At 42.2% G+C, this 19638-nt stretch carries 18 protein-coding genes; 9 read left to right on the forward strand and 9 right to left on the reverse strand.

Annotation, left to right across the window (positions count from 1 at the left end):
• The first annotated feature begins 20 nt into the window (after window positions 1-20).
• From FTU12_RS10525 to rimI, 7 genes are all read left to right on the forward strand, one after another.
• Entirely contained in the window at window positions 21-1481 is a 1461-nt protein-coding gene (locus FTU12_RS10525) for an EcsC family protein (RefSeq protein WP_180114325.1), read from the forward strand.
• A 155-nt stretch (window positions 1482-1636) separates the two neighbouring features.
• A complete protein-coding gene (rpsL, locus tag FTU12_RS10530; RefSeq protein WP_000246374.1) occupies window positions 1637-2011 on the forward strand; it encodes a 30S ribosomal protein S12 in 375 nt (124 codons plus the stop codon).
• Window positions 2012-2189: 178 nt separating this feature from the next.
• On the forward strand, window positions 2190-2660 hold the full coding sequence (gene rpsG / locus FTU12_RS10535; RefSeq protein WP_005011815.1) for a 30S ribosomal protein S7: 471 nt from the start codon (window positions 2190-2192) through the stop codon (window positions 2658-2660).
• 131 nt (window positions 2661-2791) lie between these two features.
• Window positions 2792-4927, forward strand: a complete 2136-nt coding sequence (gene fusA / locus FTU12_RS10540) for an elongation factor G (RefSeq protein ID WP_180114326.1) — start codon at window positions 2792-2794, stop codon at window positions 4925-4927.
• Window positions 4928-5020: 93 nt separating this feature from the next.
• On the forward strand, window positions 5021-6211 hold the full coding sequence (gene tuf / locus FTU12_RS10545; protein ID WP_180002848.1) for an elongation factor Tu: 1191 nt from the start codon (window positions 5021-5023) through the stop codon (window positions 6209-6211).
• A gap of 216 nt (window positions 6212-6427) precedes the next feature.
• On the forward strand, window positions 6428-7309 hold the full coding sequence (locus FTU12_RS10550) for a metal-dependent hydrolase (protein ID WP_168379090.1): 882 nt from the start codon (window positions 6428-6430) through the stop codon (window positions 7307-7309).
• A gap of 118 nt (window positions 7310-7427) precedes the next feature.
• The gene (gene rimI / locus FTU12_RS10555) at window positions 7428-7886 is read left to right on the forward strand and encodes a ribosomal protein S18-alanine N-acetyltransferase (RefSeq protein ID WP_168379089.1); all 459 of its coding nucleotides are present in this window, start codon (window positions 7428-7430) and stop codon (window positions 7884-7886) included.
• An 84-nt stretch (window positions 7887-7970) separates the two neighbouring features.
• Here the strand turns inward: rimI and FTU12_RS10560 are convergent, their stop codons facing one another.
• From FTU12_RS10560 to trxB, 3 genes are all read right to left on the reverse strand, one after another.
• Window positions 7971-8786, reverse strand: a complete 816-nt coding sequence (locus FTU12_RS10560; protein WP_168379088.1) for an arginyltransferase — start codon at window positions 8784-8786, stop codon at window positions 7971-7973.
• Between the two features lie 21 nt (window positions 8787-8807).
• The gene (aat, locus tag FTU12_RS10565; RefSeq protein WP_180114327.1) at window positions 8808-9539 is read right to left on the reverse strand and encodes a leucyl/phenylalanyl-tRNA--protein transferase; all 732 of its coding nucleotides are present in this window, start codon (window positions 9537-9539) and stop codon (window positions 8808-8810) included.
• A 110-nt stretch (window positions 9540-9649) separates the two neighbouring features.
• On the reverse strand, window positions 9650-10603 hold the full coding sequence (gene trxB / locus FTU12_RS10570) for a thioredoxin-disulfide reductase (RefSeq protein WP_180026552.1): 954 nt from the start codon (window positions 10601-10603) through the stop codon (window positions 9650-9652).
• Between the two features lie 253 nt (window positions 10604-10856).
• On the opposite strand from trxB, the gene FTU12_RS10575 reads away from it, so the two are divergent.
• Window positions 10857-13970: a DNA translocase FtsK gene (locus FTU12_RS10575; protein ID WP_180114328.1), complete on the forward strand. Its 3114-nt coding sequence runs from the start codon at window positions 10857-10859 to the stop codon at window positions 13968-13970.
• Between the two features lie 42 nt (window positions 13971-14012).
• Here FTU12_RS10575 and FTU12_RS10580 read toward each other — a convergent pair whose 3' ends face one another.
• Complete coding sequence (locus FTU12_RS10580; RefSeq protein ID WP_168379094.1) at window positions 14013-14909, reverse strand: LysR family transcriptional regulator; 897 nt, start codon at window positions 14907-14909, stop codon at window positions 14013-14015.
• Between the two features lie 104 nt (window positions 14910-15013).
• Here FTU12_RS10580 and FTU12_RS10585 point away from each other — a divergent pair, with 104 nt between their 5' ends.
• Window positions 15014-15916, forward strand: a complete 903-nt coding sequence (locus FTU12_RS10585; protein WP_180114329.1) for an AEC family transporter — start codon at window positions 15014-15016, stop codon at window positions 15914-15916.
• Between the two features lie 82 nt (window positions 15917-15998).
• Here FTU12_RS10585 and FTU12_RS10590 read toward each other — a convergent pair whose 3' ends face one another.
• The 5 genes from FTU12_RS10590 to FTU12_RS10610 all read right to left on the reverse strand — a co-directional run bounded on the left by FTU12_RS10590 (window position 15999) and on the right by FTU12_RS10610 (window position 19637).
• On the reverse strand, window positions 15999-16286 hold the full coding sequence (locus tag FTU12_RS10590; protein ID WP_067766167.1) for a PA4642 family protein: 288 nt from the start codon (window positions 16284-16286) through the stop codon (window positions 15999-16001).
• 288 nt (window positions 16287-16574) lie between these two features.
• Entirely contained in the window at window positions 16575-16847 is a 273-nt protein-coding gene (gene minE / locus FTU12_RS10595) for a cell division topological specificity factor MinE (RefSeq protein WP_078190039.1), read from the reverse strand.
• A 2-nt stretch (window positions 16848-16849) separates the two neighbouring features.
• A complete protein-coding gene (gene minD, locus FTU12_RS10600; protein WP_067670152.1) occupies window positions 16850-17662 on the reverse strand; it encodes a septum site-determining protein MinD in 813 nt (270 codons plus the stop codon).
• A 65-nt stretch (window positions 17663-17727) separates the two neighbouring features.
• Window positions 17728-18447 carry a septum site-determining protein MinC gene (minC, locus tag FTU12_RS10605; RefSeq protein ID WP_078193110.1) on the reverse strand — a complete coding sequence of 240 codons (720 nt, stop codon included), beginning with the start codon at window positions 18445-18447 and terminating at the stop codon, window positions 17728-17730.
• Window positions 18448-18572: 125 nt separating this feature from the next.
• Window positions 18573-19637 (reverse strand): preprotein translocase subunit SecA, encoded by a 1065-nt coding sequence (locus FTU12_RS10610; protein WP_373684117.1) that lies wholly within the window; start codon window positions 19635-19637, stop codon window positions 18573-18575.
• Window position 19638: the final 1 nt, after the last annotated feature.

Below are 19638 nucleotides of genomic sequence, written 5' to 3' on the forward strand. Positions count from 1 at the left end.
TAGTCTGAATGGGGTAGGGAATGGCGAAAACGAATAATAAACCAACGGCTGGTCTGCTCTCAAACGCCTTTGGAGTGGCTAAAAAGCTCAGTTCTACAGGGGTGTCTATTATCAATCATGTTGCACCCGAATCTGTAACTAAGGTCATTCAGCCACAAAAGAATGGTCAAACCTTGGAAGGTCAGTCACGTCAGATGAGCGTATTTGATGTGAAAAAATATGATAATCCGCAGCAAATTCTGCGTGAACATGTTCCGAATGTTTCTAGACAATTATTCGGTCGACATTTTAATACCGTAAATAATGTAGCTAATTTTGTTGCCCCTCAATTTAGCGACAAGATTTCTGACTATCTTTTTGATCGATTGAATCATTTTAGTTCGGATATTTCATCTGTAGATGCAGTGCTTGATGAAGCTGGCGTACGTGATTTAGAAGAGTTGACACAAGATGTCGATCGTTCACGCCGCATTAGTCAGGCCTTAGGCGAGCAAAATAAATGGATTGCTTCAATTCAAGGGGCTTTAACAGGTGCGACAGGTGTTATCGGTTCAAGTATTGATATCCCTGCTTCACTGATTATGACTTTACGAGTGATTTATCAAGTTGGACGTTCTTATGGTTTCGACTTAAGTAAAGAAAGTGATCAAGATATCGTTCAGTTTATTTTTAAACAGGTCGATCTGAGTTTAATTGCAGAAAAACAAACTTTGCTTATGGCGATTAAAGCCCTGAGTAGCACACTGCAAAATAGTGATTTGCATCAGTTGCAGCAATTGGTGGGTTCAGACACCGATGCAGCTGCATTGAAGAAATATGTACTGGATGAAAATGGTCAGTTCAAGTGGGCATGGCTCAATCAAATGCCAAAAGTTTCACTGTTAAACCAGCTATCACGGTTATCTCCTGTGGCGAGTGCTGGTGTAAGTGTGGTGTATAGTCGCCGTTTGGTGGATGAAGTGAATCAGAAGGCACAGCAAGTCTTTTCTAATGCTCGCCAATATATTTTGCAGCATCAAGATATCACCTTGTCGCCTTTGCATGCCTATGAGCGCTCTCTTGAGTTGCTTGCTCAAGCGACACCTAAATTACTAGAAGGTATTAAGGCGAAAGATCTTGATTTGGCTGAGCCGGTACTAGATCAGACCATAGATGTTGCAGGTCATGAGAGTATCCGCGCAGTAAAAGTCACCAAAAAAGCACAAGCTAAAACCGCTGATGCAGCCGAAGTAGCAGTAGAGCAGGAGCAAAAAGTTTCAGAAGGTTTGGAAGCACTCGCAGAAAAAGTTGTTGAGCCTCATGCACCCGTGGCTGCGCAAAAACCTGCTTTAGCTGAAACAGATGAGTTTGATGTGTTGGACGCTGTACAGCAGGAGGATGTCCCAGTGGAAAAAGCTGCACCCAAAACTAAGCCGCGTAAAGCCAAAACAGCAGCCGTAGATAAAGTTACAAAAAAATCAGCAGATTCTTCTGAAAAATAAACTATTTATTTGTGGGTGAAAAATTGCGCAAATCATGATGAATAAATGTTTTCGATGATCGTATATTGTTGACCAATTTTAAGTCTTCGCTTACAATTGCATGCCCTCAAAAAGTAGTATTTTTTGGGGCTTTTTATTAACGGGAGAATTGCCAAATGGCAACAACAAATCAGTTGATCCGTAAGGGTCGTACAACTTTAGTTGAAAAATCTAAAGTTCCTGCGTTGAAGGCTTGTCCACAACGTCGTGGTGTTTGTACACGTGTTTACACAACTACACCTAAAAAACCTAACTCAGCAATGCGTAAAGTTTGCCGTGTTCGCTTAACTTCAGGTTTTGAAGTTTCTAGCTACATCGGTGGTGAAGGCCATAACCTACAAGAGCACAGTGTTGTTCTTATCCGTGGTGGTCGTGTTAAAGATTTACCAGGTGTACGTTACCATACCGTTCGTGGTTCTTTAGACTGTGCTGGTGTTAAAGATCGTAACCAGTCTCGTTCTAAATACGGTGCTAAACGTCCTAAGAAATAATCTGAAAAGATTAACTTCTTAGTTCGTTAGAACTGCAATCCTTTATCGTCTCGCTTGTCTGATTTCTGCATTTTTTGTGAAAATTCCAAGCGACGTATAGTAAGGCCAGCGAAAGCACATGACACTTTGTGCACCTGCTGGAGTAACCTGAAGTGTCATATTTATTAGGTGTATTAAAATGCCAAGACGTCGCGTAGTTGCTGCCCGTGAAATCCTTCCGGATCCTAAGTTCAGCAGCCAAACAATCGCTAAATTCATGAACCACGTAATGCAAGATGGTAAAAAATCTATTGCTGAAAGTATCGTTTACGGTGCTTTAGACCGCGTTCAAGAAAAATCTAAAGTAGACCCAGTTGAATTTTTCGAGACTACTCTTGAAAAAGTTCGTCCTATGGTCGAAGTAAAAGCACGCCGTGTTGGTGGTGCTACATACCAAGTGCCTATGGAAGTACGCCCATCCCGTCGTACTGCCTTGGCTATGCGTTGGTTAGTAGATGCTGCTGCTAAGCGTTCTGAAAAAACTATGGCTTTACGTCTTGCTGGTGAGTTGCTTGATGCAGCTGAAGGTAAAGGCGCAGCGATCAAAAAACGTGAAGATGTGCATCGTATGGCTGAAGCCAACAAAGCCTTCTCTCATTACCGTTTCTAAGCGGATAAAACAGCCCCTATTCAGGAGGGTGACAAATCAGTTGTCACTGTTTTGTCATCGAATCGCTTTAAGTTGCTATGCAGCTTAAAGCGTCCTGTTTTAAACAACAAAATTTAGGAATGCTAGAAATCATGGCTCGTCAAACCCCAATTTCTCGTTATCGTAACATTGGTATCTCTGCGCACATTGATGCTGGTAAAACTACCACTTCAGAACGTATTTTGTTCTACACAGGTGAGAGTCACAAACTTGGTGAAACTCACGAAGGTTCTGCAACTACAGACTGGATGGAACAAGAGCAAGAACGTGGTATTACTATTACCTCAGCGGCAGTAACATGCTTCTGGAAAGGGATGGGTAACCAATTCGAACAGCACCGTATTAACGTAATTGATACCCCAGGACACGTAGACTTCACTATTGAAGTTGAACGTTCTATGCGTGTTCTTGACGGTGCATGCATGGTTTACTGTGCTGTAGGTGGTGTACAACCTCAGTCTGAAACTGTATGGCGTCAAGCAAATAAATATAAAGTTCCACGTATTGCATTCGTGAACAAAATGGACCGTACTGGTGCGAACTTCTTCCGTGCTGTTGAACAAGTTAAAACACGTCTTGGTGGTAATCCAGTGCCAATCGTTGTTCCAATCGGTGCAGAAGAAAACTTCCAGGGTGTTGTTGACCTAATCGAAATGAAAGCGATTATCTGGGACGAAGCGTCTCAAGGTATGAAGTTTGAATATGGCGAAATCCCTGCTGAATTAGTTGATACTGCTAACGAATGGCGTACTAACATGGTTGAAGCTGCTGCGGAAGCATCAGAAGAACTTATGGACAAGTACCTTGAAGAAGGTGAGTTAACTAAAGAAGAAATCGTTTCAGGTTTACGTGCACGTACATTGTTGAATGAAATTCAACCAATGCTTTGTGGTTCAGCGTTCAAAAACAAAGGTGTTCAACGTATGTTGGATGCTGTAATTGAATTCTTACCTGCGCCGACTGACGTTGAAGCGATCAAGGGTATCCTTGACGACAAAGACGAAACTGAAGGTTCTCGTGAAGCGTCTGACGATGCTCCGTTCTCTGCGCTTGCGTTCAAAATCATGAACGACAAATTCGTAGGTAACTTAACATTCGTACGTGTTTACTCTGGTGTGCTTAAAGCAGGTAGCCCTTGCTATAACCCAGTTAAAATGAAGCGCGAACGTGTTGGCCGTATCGTACAGATGCACGCAAATGACCGTCACGATATTGAAGAAATTCGTGCGGGTGATATCGCAGCATGTGTAGGTCTTAAAGATACTACGACTGGTGATACATTATGTGATGAAAATAATGTAATTACACTAGAGCGTATGGAATTCCCAGAGCCAGTAATTGCGCTTGCGGTTGAGCCTAAAACTAAAGCAGACCAAGAAAAAATGTCAGTTGCTTTAGGTCGTTTGGCGAAAGAAGACCCTTCATTCCGCGTACGTACTGACGAAGAATCTGGTCAAACAATTATTGCTGGTATGGGTGAGCTTCACCTTGACATTATTGTTGACCGTATGAAGCGTGAATTCAACGTTGAAGCGAACATTGGTAAACCAATGGTAGCTTACCGTGAAACGATCAAAAAATCAGTTGAACAAGAAGGTAAGTTCGTACGTCAAACTGGTGGTAAAGGTAAGTTTGGTCACGTATACGTACGTTTAGAACCACTTGCTGAAGATGCTGGCAAAGATTACGAGTTTGCTGAAGAAGTTGTAGGTGGTGTAGTACCTAAAGAATTCTTCGGTGCGGTTGACAAAGGTATCCAAGAACGTATGAAGAATGGTGTCCTAGCTGGTTATCCAGTGGTTGGCATCAAAGCGACATTGTTCGATGGTTCTTACCATGACGTCGACTCTGACGAATTATCGTTCAAAATGGCGGGTTCTTACGCATTCCGTGACGGTTTCATGAAAGCAGATCCTATCTTGCTTGAACCAATCATGAAAGTTGAAGTAGAAACTCCAGAAGACTACATGGGCGATATCATGGGTGACTTAAACCGTCGTCGTGGTCTTGTTCAAGGTATGGACGATTTACCTGGTGGTACTAAAGCTATCCGTGCAGAAGTTCCACTTTCTGAGATGTTTGGTTACGCAACTCATATGCGTTCTATGTCTCAAGGTCGTGCGACTTATTCTATGGAATTCGCTAAATACGCTGAAACACCACGTAACGTGGCTGAAGGCATCATCGCTAAGTTCCAATCTGGCGGTAAAAAAGGTGACGACGAGTAATCTTTCGATTACTATAAGCCCAAACTAATTCATAGTTAAAAACCAAATGCTCATGCAGTATCCCTGCATGAGTAGTTTAAAAAGGAAGATCTCATGGCTAAGGCTAAGTTCGAACGTAATAAGCCACACGTTAACGTGGGTACAATTGGTCACGTCGACCACGGTAAAACTACTTTAACAGCTGCAATTGCAACTGTATGTGCAAAAAAATTCGGTGGTGAAGCGAAAGATTACGCTGCAATCGACTCTGCACCAGAAGAAAAAGCACGTGGTATTACAATTAATACTTCACACGTAGAATACGATTCTCCAATCCGTCACTACGCTCACGTAGACTGCCCAGGTCACGCCGATTATGTTAAAAACATGATTACTGGTGCTGCGCAAATGGATGGTGCGATCCTTGTATGTGCTGCGACTGACGGTCCAATGCCACAAACTCGTGAACACATCCTTCTTTCTCGTCAGGTAGGTGTACCTTACATCGTTGTATTCCTAAACAAATGCGACCTTGTTGACGACGAAGAACTTCTTGAATTAGTAGAAATGGAAGTTCGTGAACTTCTTTCTACTTATGACTTCCCAGGCGACGACACTCCAGTAATCCGTGGTTCTGCTCTTGCAGCGCTTAATGGTGAAGCTGGTCAATACGGCGAAGATGCTGTAGTTGCTCTTGTTGAAGCGCTTGACTCTTACATCCCAGAACCAGAACGTGCTATCGACCAAGCATTCCTTATGCCAATCGAAGACGTATTCTCAATTTCAGGTCGTGGTACAGTAGTAACTGGCCGTGTTGAAACTGGTATCGTGAAAGTAGGCGAAGAAGTTGAAATCGTTGGTATTAAAGATACAGTTAAAACAACTGTAACTGGCGTAGAAATGTTCCGTAAACTTCTTGACGAAGGTCGTGCGGGCGAGAACTGTGGTGTTCTTCTACGTGGTACTAAACGTGAAGACGTTCAACGTGGTCAAGTACTTGCTAAACCAGGTACAATCAAACCGCATACTAAATTCGACGCAGAAGTATACGTACTTTCTAAAGACGAAGGTGGCCGTCATACTCCATTCCTTAACGGTTACCGTCCACAGTTCTACTTCCGTACAACTGACGTAACTGGTGCGATCGCGCTTAAAGAAGGCGTAGAAATGGTTATGCCTGGTGACAACGTAGAAATGTCAGTAGAATTAATCCACCCAATCGCAATGGACGCTGGCTTACGCTTTGCGATCCGTGAAGGTGGCCGTACAGTTGGTGCTGGTGTTGTTTCTAAAGTAACTGCATAATCACTAAATGTGTGTAAAAAAGCGCCTCTTTGAGGCGCTTTTTTTTATGCTTATTCAATGTGATAGGGAAATTGTCTGACAATATTTTTTAAAGCTGTCCTTTAGTGATAATTCACTGTCCTTAACTGAAATAATTACGCTTCAATAAAACCGTAATATGAAATCAAGAAAACCAATAAAAGTTTGAGTATTTCATAACTCAAAAAGGAGTTAGGCATGAACGCTAAAGTAAAGATTACTAATCGAGCAGGTGCAAGTTTCCCTGTACGTCGCATGAATTTTGATTTTGATGCGGTACCAGAGTACTGGATGAATGGCTCAGCAGGTTTGACACATTTTATGACCGCATTATCTGCTTTATTTCCAGCGGGTGAAATGTTCTTTATTGATAGTGTGCGTGCCGTACGTAAACACCCAGCAATCGCAAATAATGAAGCCCTACAAAAAGAAATTAGTGCTTTCATTGGTCAAGAAGCGATGCATACGCAAGAGCATGAGGGTTTTAATGCTTCTGCACAAAAATACGGTCATGATGTCGAAACACTTGATAAGGCAACGGGTCGTGTTATCCAAGGTGTGCGCAAAGTCTTTGCACGTATTGGTAAACCTGTTGGCATTACTCAAGAAATGGTGGATCTAACCGCAACCACGGCACTTGAGCATTTCACTGCAACCATTGCTTCACAGTTATTAGTTAACCCGCATATTCAAGCTTTAATGACAGATGAAACCATGAAAAATATGTGGTTGTGGCATGCGATTGAAGAAAATGAACATAAAGCCGTGGCTTATGATGTTTTTGAAGGTGTCTTTGGTCAGGGAATAAAGGCCTACGCACTCCGTACAGGTTCATTGATTGGCGCAATGGTGACTTTATTCTTCGTACAAAGTTATTTTGTCGCTCGTTTATTAAAAGAAGATAACAAGCTTAATTTTGAAGCATTAAAAGATATTTATACCTATGGTTATAGCCCTTCAAAAGGCATCATCACTGGTATGGGGAAAGAAATGCTGATGTATTTTAAACCCGGTTTTCACCCGAATGATTTAGATACTTCAGGTTTGTTAAAAACGTGGAAAGTATATTTGGGGCTCTAATCACAGCGCTGTGGTGACTTTTTGAGAAGGGCGATGTAAATCGCTCTTTTTTTTTATTCAACTTTAGAGGCAAACTTTTTATAATGCGCATACCCTAGCTATAGAAAGATAAACGAAGATGATTCGTTTGATGCAAGACGCTGATGTACAGCAGGTTTACGATATCGAGCGCCGCGTACAAAGCCATCCTTGGACCATAAAACAATTTCAAGAATCGATTGCTGCCTATCAAAGTACAGTGATTGAGCGACAAGGAAAAGTTGTAGGTTTTTGCATTTTACAACCCGTTTTGGATGAAGCAAATTTATTGCTAATGGCGATCGATCCGGGCCAGCAAGGCAAAGGCTTAGGTTTTCAATTGCTCGATGAATCTATTGCTTTACTCAAAAATAACCCCATTCAAATCTTCTTAGAAGTACGAGAAGGTAATCAACCTGCGATCCGTTTATATGAAAAAGCGGATTTTCATCAAATCGATTTGCGAAAGAATTATTATCCAAATGCCGATGGAACACGAGAACATGCCATTATTATGGTGAAGGCTTGTAGTGATGATTTTGCAGCTTTATTTAAATAAAAGTGGTGAAGCGTAGTCAGATTTAAAGAAAGCATTCGTGAATAAACGGATGCTTTTTTATTGAATATCTTTTGTTGATCGCTTTTATTTAATAATAGGATTATTCCAACCAGAAGGCAGGGTGGTCATAAGGGAATCCCCCAGTTGGCTGATTTCTTCTTGGGTCAGTGGTCGGTTGAGTCGACGCCATTGTCCATCAAGCAGAAGTTCCAGTGGAATATACTGAGATTTATAATTCATTTTTTGCGAATCGGGCACCCAATAGCCCAAGTAGACATATTGCAGTCCAAGCTTTTGTGCATGCTCGATTTGTTTCAGAATGGCAAAAGTACCTAATGAGCGACGGCTTTCATCAGGATCAAAAAAGGTATATACCGCTGAAATACCATCATCGAGTGGATCACAGGTAGATACACTGATCAGTTGCTCATCCAACCACAGCTCTAAAAAGAAACTGTCAGTGCAGCTATTGATTAAAAATTTTTCAAATTGATCTTGGCTGGGTGGGTACATATCACCATCAGCATGCCGTTCATTGATATAGCGTTCGTACAGGGCATAATGCTTTGCATCGGCATCTTGAGGGCGGCTAATTTTCACCGTTAAATCTTGATTCCGTTTCCACGCTTTTTTTTGCACGCTGTTCATTTGAAATTCAAGAACAGGCACACGTGAGGACAGACATTGGCGACAAAGATGACATTCAGGGCGATAGACAAAATCACCACTACGACGAAAACCCATGCGGGAAAGTTCAGATAACGTGACCACATCAATACGATGGACAGGGTCAAGAAAGACCATCCGGGCAGATTTATTTTCTAAGTAGCTACAATCATGCGGAGGCGTGATGTAGTACTGTAATTCGTTCAACAGGGACTTCGGTTGATAGGAATTCATCGTAATATCCCTCTTTTATTGTCATGCGCTGAGACTTGCCCATTGCGCTATTGTTTTACTTGAAAATACACTGTCCTGATACTTTTTCCAATCGATAGAGGGTTGTTTAACAACATCTTGTAACGAATTAAGGTATTGTTGGCGAGAAAGTGTACTCGCACCTAAGCTTAAGAGGTGATCGTTGACCAATTGGCAATCAATCCATGGCAACTGATTCTCTTGCCCGATGAGCATTAAGGTGTAAAACGCCATTTTAGAGACATCTGTTCGTGTACTAAACATAGACTCGCCAAAGCAGCCATGACCAATATTGACCCCATAGAGGCCACCTACAACAGTCTCGTTTTCCCAAACTTCAATGCTATAAGCATAGCCTGCGTCAAACAGCGCAGAATATCCCTGAATAATATCTTCTGAAATCCATGTTTCATTGGCATAACTACGCGGCAAAGAACATGAGCGAATCACAGTTTCAAACGCATGATTAATGGTGATCTTATAGTCCATTTTTTTCATGCTGCGTAATAACGATTTACTCGGATGATAGTCATGCGGTCGAATAATGCAGCGGGGTTCAGGACACCACCAACAAATTGGATCACCTTCACTGAACCACGGGAAAAAACCGTGACTATAGGCTTCAAACAGTGTGGAAGGGGAGAGGTCAGCACCGATGCAAATTAAACCTTCACCTTCGGGATCGCATTCAACAGGTTCGGGGAAAGTAAATTCAGAAGGAGGGAGTATCGGCATGCCAAGCTTCTTATTGAGGTATACGGATTTTTATCATACATAAAAAAGCCGACCATCAGGTCGGCTAATTTTTAAAACTGTTTAGCTAAGCAAATGACTTAAGCAAAAGATTATTCACCGAGTGCATCAAGGTATTTTTCAGCATCGAGTGCAGCCATACAGCCTGAACCTGCAGAAGTAATGGCTTGACGGTAAATGCTGTCGGCAATATCACCCGCAGCAAATACACCCGGAATAGACGTTTGTGTTGCATTACCCGCAGTTCCGCTTTGAACTTGGATGTAGCCATCACGTAGGTTCAATTGACCATCAAAAATACCGCTGTTTGGTTTGTGACCAATCGCCACAAACATTCCAGTGACATCAACATTTTGAGTTGAATCATCTAGCGTAGATTTAATACGTACAGAAGTCACACCGGTGTTATCGCCAATGACTTCATCCACTTGGTGATTCCAAATAATACTGATTTTACCTTCTTTTTCTTTTGCAAAAAGATGATCTTGCAGAATTTTCTCTGAACGTAAAGTGTCACGACGGTGTACAAGAGTGACATGAGAAGCAATGTTTGAAAGATACAGCGCTTCTTCCACAGCAGTATTACCGCCGCCGACAACCATAACTTTTTGGTTTTTGTAGAAGAACCCGTCACATGTTGCACATGCACTCACGCCTTGACCCATGAAAGCAGCTTCTGATTCAAGACCTAAATATTGTGCAGTTGCACCTGTACAAATAATCAATGCATCACAAGTAAACTCTTCCATATCGCCTTTAAGCACGAACGGACGAACATTGAGATCTACTTCGTTGATATGGTCATACACAATTTCTGTGCCAAAACGTTCAGCATGCGCTTGCATTTGTTCCATTAGGGCAGGGCCTGTTAAACCTTCTGCACCACCTGGCCAGTTGTCTACTTCTGTCGTTGTAGTCAATTGACCGCCTAATTGAATACCTGCGATGAGTGTCGGTTTCAGGTTTGCACGGGCAGCGTATACCGCAGCGCTATAACCTGCAGGACCAGAACCTAAAATAATTAGACGTGAGTGACGAGCGCTCATCCGTAGAATCCTTTTTTTATATGATAATTTGTGGAATTATACGTCAAAGTTTGAAACGATTGTGTGAGATTAAAGTCGATATTATTGATCATCGAAATCGTTTTGAGCTATATAGAATAAAGTTAACAACTATACTTAAATTATCTTGCATCTTTTTTATTGAACAGGTGCATAATAACAGGTTTAGATTCAGCCCATTTTTGTTGTGGGTAATGACAAAAACATTCATGAAGAATTGGTTACAGGAACGTATATGACAGCGGTGTCGGGTGCATATGCACAGCGCTTAATAATGACATTATTCCTTGTTTCATTTGGGATATATCTGTTCCTTGCAACAGTCACATATACGCCATTTGATCCGGGATGGATGCATTTATCCAGTGATACTCAGCAAGTTTCAAATGCCAGCGGCGTCGCAGGTGCATGGATAGCTGACTTACTCTATGGATTTTTAGGTTGGGCAAGTCTGCTGATACCTGTCTATTTATTTCTCGAAGCAATTCAAGTGTGGTGGCCACGTAGTTTTCTAAACCGTCCATTTCGCTATGCCGCTCAGTTCTTTATTTTACTGGCAACTTCAAGTTTACTTTTCCTGTTTTGGAATGTCCCTGAAGATACTTTAGAAAATGCATCGGGCGGGATCATTGGCTATGAACTGGGTCAAAGTCTTGAACAAATATTAACGGTCTATGGTGCAGCAATATTTCTTATTGCATTTTGGATCATGTTGTTCACTTTGGCCTTTGGCATTAAGTGGAATAAGACATGGGCAACCATGAAATCCACACCAGCTTATCTGCAAGATTTGTTCTATCGTAATGTCCCTGAAGGCGATACCGCTTTTGACCGTACAGTGCCAACGACTAAAAAAGAGAGTGCTGCTGCGCATGCATCAAAAGTGGTTGCACCAGTAACACCAGCCGATGAACATCATGCGGTCGATGTCGATCCTGTGGTACGTGATCGCGTCGCTGAACGTTTATTTGATGATATTGCCGATAAAGAATGGGCAGACAAAGAATGGAACGCACAACATTCATCTGCAGTCGACTTGGCAGAGACTGCTACACCATCTGATGAAGATTTTGAACATACCTTGGCGAAAGTGCATCAGCTTGAACAAGATCAACAACGTGTTGTTGCAACAGGTGAAGTTTGGCGCGCATTACATTCCAATGATGACCAACGCCACAAACAAGATATTGATGCTTTACTGAAAGCTGCAGAAGAAGAGCAGCCTGCCAATCAAACTGAATATTTCAACAAAACAGCAGATGTGCATTCGACTTCTCCGACAGAAGCGGTGACAGCGGCTAAAAAATCAGTAGATTGGGATGATGATGAGATCTTTGATGAGCTGTTAGCGGCTGTCCCGAATAGTAAAACAGCGACGGATGTACATAGCCCATTTAATACAGCGCAAAGTGAAAGTCCTGCAACGCATTCAAATGACTTTGCTACAGGTGCTGCTGCCACAGTTGCAGGTTTAGGTGTAGCTGCTGCACAGATTACACCGCTGACCACACAAAAAAATATCAGTGCTGAAACTGAATTTAATGATCTCGATGATTTGCTGGTTGAAGAAGCAGAGCGAGCGATAGAACAGGCGCAGCCGGTTCGTACAACCAGTAGTTACGCGCAATCTACGCCTTTGGTTCGTGCTGAAATCAATACGCAGCCGCAGACTTTTGTATCTGATGATGAAAAAGCCTTAATCAGCTCGAATAAAGATGCTTTCCGTGAAGTGTGGCAAGAAACGGCGGGCAAACCTGAAGACATCGATTTAGATCTCGAAGATGATTTTGACTTTGATGCGCCTTTAACTGATGCTTCTGGTCGTCCAATGTCACGTGCGATGCAAGTGGCACAAAAACGCTTGGATTTACCGACTTTGCCGGGCTTGGAAATCTTAGATCCGGTTGACCCAAATAAGAAAGTCAATTTCACTGCAGAGCAATTGTCTCGCCTGTCTGAACTTTTAGAAATTAAACTACAAGAGTTTAATGTCAAAGCCAAAGTTGTAGAGGCACAGCCGGGACCTGTCGTGACACGTTTTGAACTTGATTTGGCACCTGGTGTGAAAGCGTCGAAAGTGACCAATATTTCACGTGACTTGGCACGTTCGATGTCTATGGCCTCTGTACGTGTGGTGGAAGTCATTCCGGGTAAACCGTATATCGGGATTGAAGTTCCGAATAGTTCACGTGAAATGGTTCGTCTTATTGAACTGTTAGAAACGCCGGCATACCGTGATCCAAATGCCTTACTTAGTATGGCGATGGGTAAAGATATTTCGGGTAATCCTGTCTTGGCCGATTTGGCGAAAGCGCCGCATATGTTGGTGGCAGGTACTACAGGTTCTGGTAAGTCAGTCGCAGTCAATGCCATGTTGCTATCGATGTTGTTGAAATACACACCTGAGCAACTGCGTCTCATCATGATTGACCCGAAACAGTTGGAACTTGCCAACTATAACGATATTCCACATTTATTAACGCCTGTTGTAACCGACATGAAAGATGCGGTGAGTGCATTGAACTGGTGTGTCAATGAAATGGAGCGTCGTTATAAGCTGATGTCCTTGATGAAAGTGCGTAAGCTGACTGACTTTAACCGCAAAATTGAAGAAGCAATGGCCAATGGTGAAGATCTGATTGATCCAACTTGGAAGCCAGATGACTCTGCAACCCAAAGTCGTGCGCCACGTTTACAGCCAATGCCGTTGATCGTAATTGTTGCCGACGAATTTGCTGACATGATCATGCAAGTGGGTAAAAAAGCCGAAGAAATGATTACCCGTCTTGCACAAAAATCACGTGCAGCAGGGATTCATTTGCTGTTGGCGACACAGCGTCCAACCGTAGATGTGGTGACGGGTTTGATCAAAGCCAATATTCCAACCCGTGCTGCGCTACGTGTGAACAGTAAACTGGATTCACGTACTATCTTAGATGCTGGTGGTGCGGAAGACTTACTGGGTCATGGTGATATGTTGTTCCTCGGACCGGGTAAAATTGAACCTGAACGAGTACATGGCGCGTTTATTTCAGACGATGAAGTGAACCGTATTTGTGATGCATGGCGTGAGCGCGGTGAACCGAATTATGTCGATGAAATCCTCACGCCTTATGATGAAGAGCCGACATCTCGCGGTTTTGAAGATGGTGATGGCGGATCAGACCGTGATGCGTTGTATGATCAATGTGTTAGTTTCGTTTTAGAAACACGTAAAGCATCGACGTCATCTTTACAGCGTAAATTCAGTCTCGGCTATAACCGTGCTGCACGGATTATTGATCAGATGGAAGAAAATGGCATCGTCAGTGGGATGGGGCCAAATGGTAAACGAGATATTTTGGTCTAAGTCCTAAAATAAAAAAACCTGCTTCGGCAGGTTTTTTTATTTTTAGATTGAGAACTCATCTTGGTAGAACATGGACTGGGCCAGTTCGATAAAGGCTTTGCAAGCCGGGCTCATGAGTTTTTGATTTTTTACGGCGAGTCCAATCTGCCGTTGGGTATTTGGAAAGAGTGGACGTTTAACCACATGTGGATGTAGCGCCAACAGCTCAGTAGGCATCGCCATATCCGCAACAATAGCAATCCCTTCCTGTAAATTCACCATGTTTAAAATGGTTAGCAGTTGCGACATTTGATAGGTGATTTTAGGTTGTATGTGGTGTTGTTTAAGCAGTTTTTCCACATGGGACTGGCTGCCTGCACGGGTCATAATAAAGGGGTAGTTTTGCAGGTCTTGGATATTTAAATGACTGTGTTTGGAAACTGAATAACTATCTGGAATCAAGGCAATGAAAATGTCTTGAATTAGGGGGAAAGTGAACAGCTGCGGCTTAGGGAGTACGGCAAAACCAACATCAATCTGACGTTCAGAAATCCAACGTGACACTTCTGCATCGGTACCTTCTTCGACATAGATTTCAATATGCGGATAGCGCTCCCGATACGCTTTGAGCAGCTCTGGAAGCAGATGAATCGAACTAGAAGAACCAAAAGAACCAATTCTCAGTGTTCCTTGTTGAATACCATGTGCGGCATGCACTTCTTGTTGCATGATTTGTGCGGTATTGATGACTTCTTTGGCATGCAGCAATAACTGCTGACCAATGTGGGTCAGGCTTATTTCGCCTTGCTCACGGCTAAATAAGCTGACATTCCAATGTTGCTCTAAACACTTTAATGCATGAGAGACAGCCGACTGAGTAATTCCCAGTTGCCGAGCAGCGAGAGTAAAGCTTTGTTGTTCTGCGACTTTAATAAAAATTTCAAGCTGAGAAAATGTCATTGCCATGAGTAATTGCTCATTTTGTTATGAGTCTAGATGAGGATTATATTGTGCTACATAAATGGTTAAAGATGAAATAGCTTGTTTATTTCAAGGCGTACAGCATGAATATCGTCGTCGCATTGTTTCCCCTCGTTGCATTAATAGCGATGGGCTATGTGCTTAAATACACACAGTTTGTTCAGGATGAATTCTGGGCAAATTCAGAAAAACTCAATTACTACGTTTTATTTCCTGTGCTGCTTTTTTTGAATGTATCAGCCGTGCAATTGGATATGAACACTGTTTCACGAATGTTGACAGTACTGGTTGCGGGCACCTGTTTGATCAGCATCGTGTTGTGGGGGATCAAGCAGTTTATGCATATTCCCGTGCAGCGTTTTGGCGTGTATATCCAAAGTCATATCCGTTTTAATACCTATATTGGTTTATCCCTAATGGGCGCTTTATTTGGCTCTACAGGCATGCAGATGTTTGCCATGTTAATTGCCGTTGCTGTGCCCTTAGTCAATATTATTTCAGTCTTGGCTTTTTCAAATTTAAGTGTGAAGCAATTGGGGCAGACCTGTCAGTCCATCGCAAAAAATCCCTTAATTTTAGGCTGTGTGGCAGGGGTATTGTTTAATTTATCAGGCTTGAGTCTGTTTAAAGGCTTACCTGAATTATTAAAAATATTGGCAGCCATGAGTTTACCGCTCGGACTACTTTCCGTTGGGGCAGCATTACAGTTTCAGCAAATGCGCGCCGATCTACGTCGTTTAAGTTTAAATACGATAGGGCGCCTCATGTTAATGCCATGTATGGCTTATCTATTGAGTACTTGGATGGGTCTGACTGATTTTGAGCGAATGATTTTAGTGGTCTTTTTTGCTTTGCCAACTGCATCATCGTCTTATATTTTGACACGCTATTATCAAGGTGATTCACAACTGATGGCGGCCATTATTAGTGTACAAACCATTGGTTTTGGCTTGATGTTTCCATTGCTCATGTTGACTATGCATTGATTATGATGATATTCAATAATGCTAATTTTAAATCAGATAAAAAAAGCCCGCATGATGCGGGCTTTTTTTTTGTTACTCGAAATTAAGCAAATTTTGCCAATACTTCGAGGAAACCTGCGCTTTGACGTGGGTATTGAGCAATCACGTCATGAATACGCTGACCTTCAGGATTAGTTGCGTTCACATCACGGCCATCGGCAACGAATTGAGTCAAAAGACGCTCATAGTCATTTGGACGCATATGTTTGAAAGCATGGTAAAGCACGTGAAAGTCGCCATTCACTCCTTCAGGAGGAAGCTGAGTAAGGTAGGCAAATACACGCTCATCTGACCATTCTTCGTTGAATGTTGCTGGCTGAGATAATGCCATCGCAATCTCCTTGCTGGTTTAAAAATACAAAAAGGCAAAAATGAGTACGCAAGTAAAATGGTTTTATTCGCCATCTCTAAGTTAAGCGACTCATTTTATGGTTGGATCTAAAGTTATTTTTTTTATCCCGTTTACTCGAAGCAAAGCTTTTGATCTAACAAAGGAATAAAACTAATCCAGCCCACTCGAAGCAAAGCTTCTCATCTTGCGGCTGGGTAAAGCAGCACTTTACTGATCCAGCCTCACATTTTGCCTTGATTCAATTTACTTGGCTAATCAGAATTCAGATTAACGTTCTTCAGGCAAATTGATATTCATTTCAAGCATTTCAATATTCGCTTCAGAACGAACAGACATTTGAATATGTTGCTCATCTACACCACGAACATAGCGGTTTACTACTTGCATGATTTCTTTTTTCATCATGTCAATCTTGTCTTGGCTGAGGCGTTTACCTAAACCATTTTCAGATGCCACGATGACTTTTAAACGGTCTTTTGCCGTTTGTGCGCTTGAGGGTTTCTCGTCGCTGCTAAAAAGTTTGCTCCAAAATCCTGCCATGATTACGCTCCAAATAGACGTGCTAACCAACCCTTAGGTTTTACCGTAATGTGACGGTAAGGGCGCTCTTCACCAAGGAAACGTGCAACAAGGTCATCATACGCTTGGCCAGCCGCTTCTTCTGTAAACAGAATCACTGGTTTACCTTCGTTTGATGCTTGTAGAACGCTTTTACATTCAGGAATAACACCTAAAGTCGGTACGCGTAAAATATCTTTTGAAATGTCATCAATCGTCAACATCTCTTGTTTATCCGCACGTTCTGGATTGAAACGTGTAATACATAGATGCTTACGGATACGACCTTCGTTTTGTTCTACTTTTTTGGTTTTGCTGTCGAGCATACCAATAATACGGTCAGAGTCACGTACCGAAGAAATTTCTGGGTTCGTCACAATGATCGCTTCATCAGCATGATACATTGCTAAAATTGCACCACGTTCGATACCCGCAGGTGAGTCACAAATAATGTAATCGAACTCTTGAGAAAGTTCGTCCATTACACGTGCTACACCTTCATCTGTTAATGCGTCTTTATCACGTGTTTGAGATGCTGGCAGAATGTAGAGATTTTCAATATCTTTATCGCGAATAAGCGCTTGTTGTAATCGAGCTTCGTTATTCAATACGTTTACAAAGTCATATACAACGCGGCGTTCACAGCCCATGATCAAGTCAAGGTTACGTAAACCCACATCAAAGTCGATCACAACAGTTTTGTGGCCGCGAAGGGCTAAACCTGTTGCAAAAGATGCGCTTGTAGTTGTTTTACCTACGCCACCTTTACCTGATGTTACGACAACAATTTTCGCCACCGAATCCACTCCTGTTATGGTTTAAATCCCCTTTTTTAATTAGGGGTTTGGTGATTATTTATACATTAAAATTGCAAAGCTTCAAATACTAGCTCTTGCTGGTCATTCAAATAAATATGTACTGGCTGTTTGACCACATGAGGTGGAATGTCATCAGCGACACAGTAAGTCCCTGCAATTGAAACCAATTCAGCTTCTAATGAATGGCAGAAAATACGTGCAGCCGTGTTCCCACCAGCTCCGGCAATGACTCTACCACGAGCACTACCATAAATATGTATATTTCCTGAAGCAATTACTTCTGAACCGCTATTAATCCCAGCATTGATAATGATATCGCCATGGTCTTGGACTAAACATTGACCTGTACGCAAGATTTCATTGTGATACGACGTAGCATGACGAATGGTTGGTACTTCGACTGCAGCAATTTTATCTTCGGTTTTTTCTTCTGCAGGCGCGGGTTCTTCAACCACTTGTTCGCGTGTCGGTTTAACTTGTTGTAGTTTTCGATCCGCAGGAACCACGGGAAATTGGATAGCACGTGCTTGGTCCGATAGCGGACCTTCAGTGACACCAATCGGTTGAATTTCAATACTAATAAGTAGTTGAATCAGTGCAATTAGTTCTTGATCAACCGTACTTTCAATCACGGCTAATGTTCCGGGTGGAAAAGCCTTTTGGAACATTGGAGTAAGTTGCTGGCGGATCGCATCATGATCATTGGTATCGAGGTGAATGCGAATCGCATTGACCATTTTGCCTTTTATCCGTATATCAGCCATATTGAATCCTTGAGACTTCTAACTATTACTTTTGTGCCGAAGTAGTTATGTTGTAAATAGAGCAAATCCTAGAACAATTTGCATGAATACTCTAGCGGAGTTCGCAATTATTTTTGACTAAGTGTTTATTCTGTAGCTTGGTCCTGTTCCTGCATAATCTGCTGCCACTGTTTTACTTTCACTTGCTTACGAATAGCCTCTAGACTTTCAAAAACCGCAGAGCGAACCAACTCATCCAGCTGGGCATTATTTTCGATCTCAATACGGCTAACACGCTGTGAAATGTCTAAATATAGATTGGGTTTTTGAGCCGTCGATGTATTGGGATAAGCCAATGGGGAAATTAAACCTTGGGTAATATTTTCACCCAAACGTTGCCCGATACTTTGAATCTGCTGTTCAATGCGGCTGCCAACGATTGGCACTAAGCGCAATAGCTGCGTGAGTTCTGGGGTATCTTCGATGGCCTGACTGACGATTTGTCCGACATTTTTGGCGATCAATTCACGTTCAGTACGTAGCTCTTTGCTTAAATTTTCTTGCAAAATCTCAGCTAAAACTTGGGTGAACATCTCACGGTGATGCTGCACAAGATTACTAATTAGGTCTTTATGGGTTGTACTGGTATTGAGCTCATGCTTAACACCATCTAACACGGTAAGTACCACACGATCTGACAGTTCTTCCATCACGACTCGATAGTAGAACAATGCCTTTTTCTGCCATGCAGAAGGCACGATTTGATAGCCCATTTCGTACAGTCGATAAGCAATAATGCCCGCACGAAATAAACGCAGGAAACGTAAATGCGGCACAATAGCTAAAATTTCGTACCAATGTATAAACGGGAAGAAGAACCAGCGCTGATGGTGCTTGTTGATGATGGCAATCGCCCAACGCACCAACAGTTCTACAATCAAAAAGATAATGAACCACGCTTCGGTGGTAATCACCCACGGATGCAAATGTTCACGGTAAAAACTCAGCACATCGGGCAGGTGGATACTGTTAAAGAACCAACTGCCAAGATTGCTCATGAGGAAAAAGTTCATGCACAGGCAGAACAAGTTAAAAACAATAATAAACACCATGAATATGTCATAAATCAAAAACAGTTTGAATGACCAACTGTCTGGATTGACATGATGATATTTAGATTTCTTGTTTTGCGGCATGCTGTTCTGCGACATA

The organism is Acinetobacter sp. YH12063 (assembly GCF_013419715.1).
Classification (GTDB): Bacteria; Pseudomonadota; Gammaproteobacteria; order Pseudomonadales; family Moraxellaceae; genus Acinetobacter; species Acinetobacter amyesii.

Excerpts from the sequence above, each read along its gene's own strand:
- FTU12_RS10525 (WP_180114325.1), top strand. The coding sequence starts at position 21 with ATGGCGAAAACGAATAATAAACCAACGGCTGGTCTGCTCTCAAACGCC.
- rpsL (WP_000246374.1), top strand. The coding sequence starts at position 1,637 with ATGGCAACAACAAATCAGTTGATCCGTAAGGGTCGTACAACTTTAGTT.
- rpsG (WP_005011815.1), top strand. The coding sequence starts at position 2,190 with ATGCCAAGACGTCGCGTAGTTGCTGCCCGTGAAATCCTTCCGGATCCT.
- fusA (WP_180114326.1), top strand. The coding sequence starts at position 2,792 with ATGGCTCGTCAAACCCCAATTTCTCGTTATCGTAACATTGGTATCTCT.
- tuf (WP_180002848.1), top strand. The coding sequence starts at position 5,021 with ATGGCTAAGGCTAAGTTCGAACGTAATAAGCCACACGTTAACGTGGGT.
- FTU12_RS10550 (WP_168379090.1), top strand. The coding sequence starts at position 6,428 with ATGAACGCTAAAGTAAAGATTACTAATCGAGCAGGTGCAAGTTTCCCT.
- rimI (WP_168379089.1), top strand. The coding sequence starts at position 7,428 with ATGATTCGTTTGATGCAAGACGCTGATGTACAGCAGGTTTACGATATC.
- FTU12_RS10560 (WP_168379088.1), bottom strand. The coding sequence starts at position 8,786 with ATGAATTCCTATCAACCGAAGTCCCTGTTGAACGAATTACAGTACTAC.
- aat (WP_180114327.1), bottom strand. The coding sequence starts at position 9,539 with ATGCCGATACTCCCTCCTTCTGAATTTACTTTCCCCGAACCTGTTGAA.
- trxB (WP_180026552.1), bottom strand. The coding sequence starts at position 10,603 with ATGAGCGCTCGTCACTCACGTCTAATTATTTTAGGTTCTGGTCCTGCA.
- FTU12_RS10575 (WP_180114328.1), top strand. The coding sequence starts at position 10,857 with ATGACAGCGGTGTCGGGTGCATATGCACAGCGCTTAATAATGACATTA.
- FTU12_RS10580 (WP_168379094.1), bottom strand. The coding sequence starts at position 14,909 with ATGACATTTTCTCAGCTTGAAATTTTTATTAAAGTCGCAGAACAACAA.
- FTU12_RS10585 (WP_180114329.1), top strand. The coding sequence starts at position 15,014 with ATGAATATCGTCGTCGCATTGTTTCCCCTCGTTGCATTAATAGCGATG.
- FTU12_RS10590 (WP_067766167.1), bottom strand. The coding sequence starts at position 16,286 with ATGGCATTATCTCAGCCAGCAACATTCAACGAAGAATGGTCAGATGAG.
- minE (WP_078190039.1), bottom strand. The coding sequence starts at position 16,847 with ATGGCAGGATTTTGGAGCAAACTTTTTAGCAGCGACGAGAAACCCTCA.
- minC (WP_078193110.1), bottom strand. The coding sequence starts at position 18,447 with ATGGCTGATATACGGATAAAAGGCAAAATGGTCAATGCGATTCGCATT.
- FTU12_RS10610 (WP_373684117.1), bottom strand. The coding sequence starts at position 19,637 with ATGTCGCAGAACAGCATGCCGCAAAACAAGAAATCTAAATATCATCAT.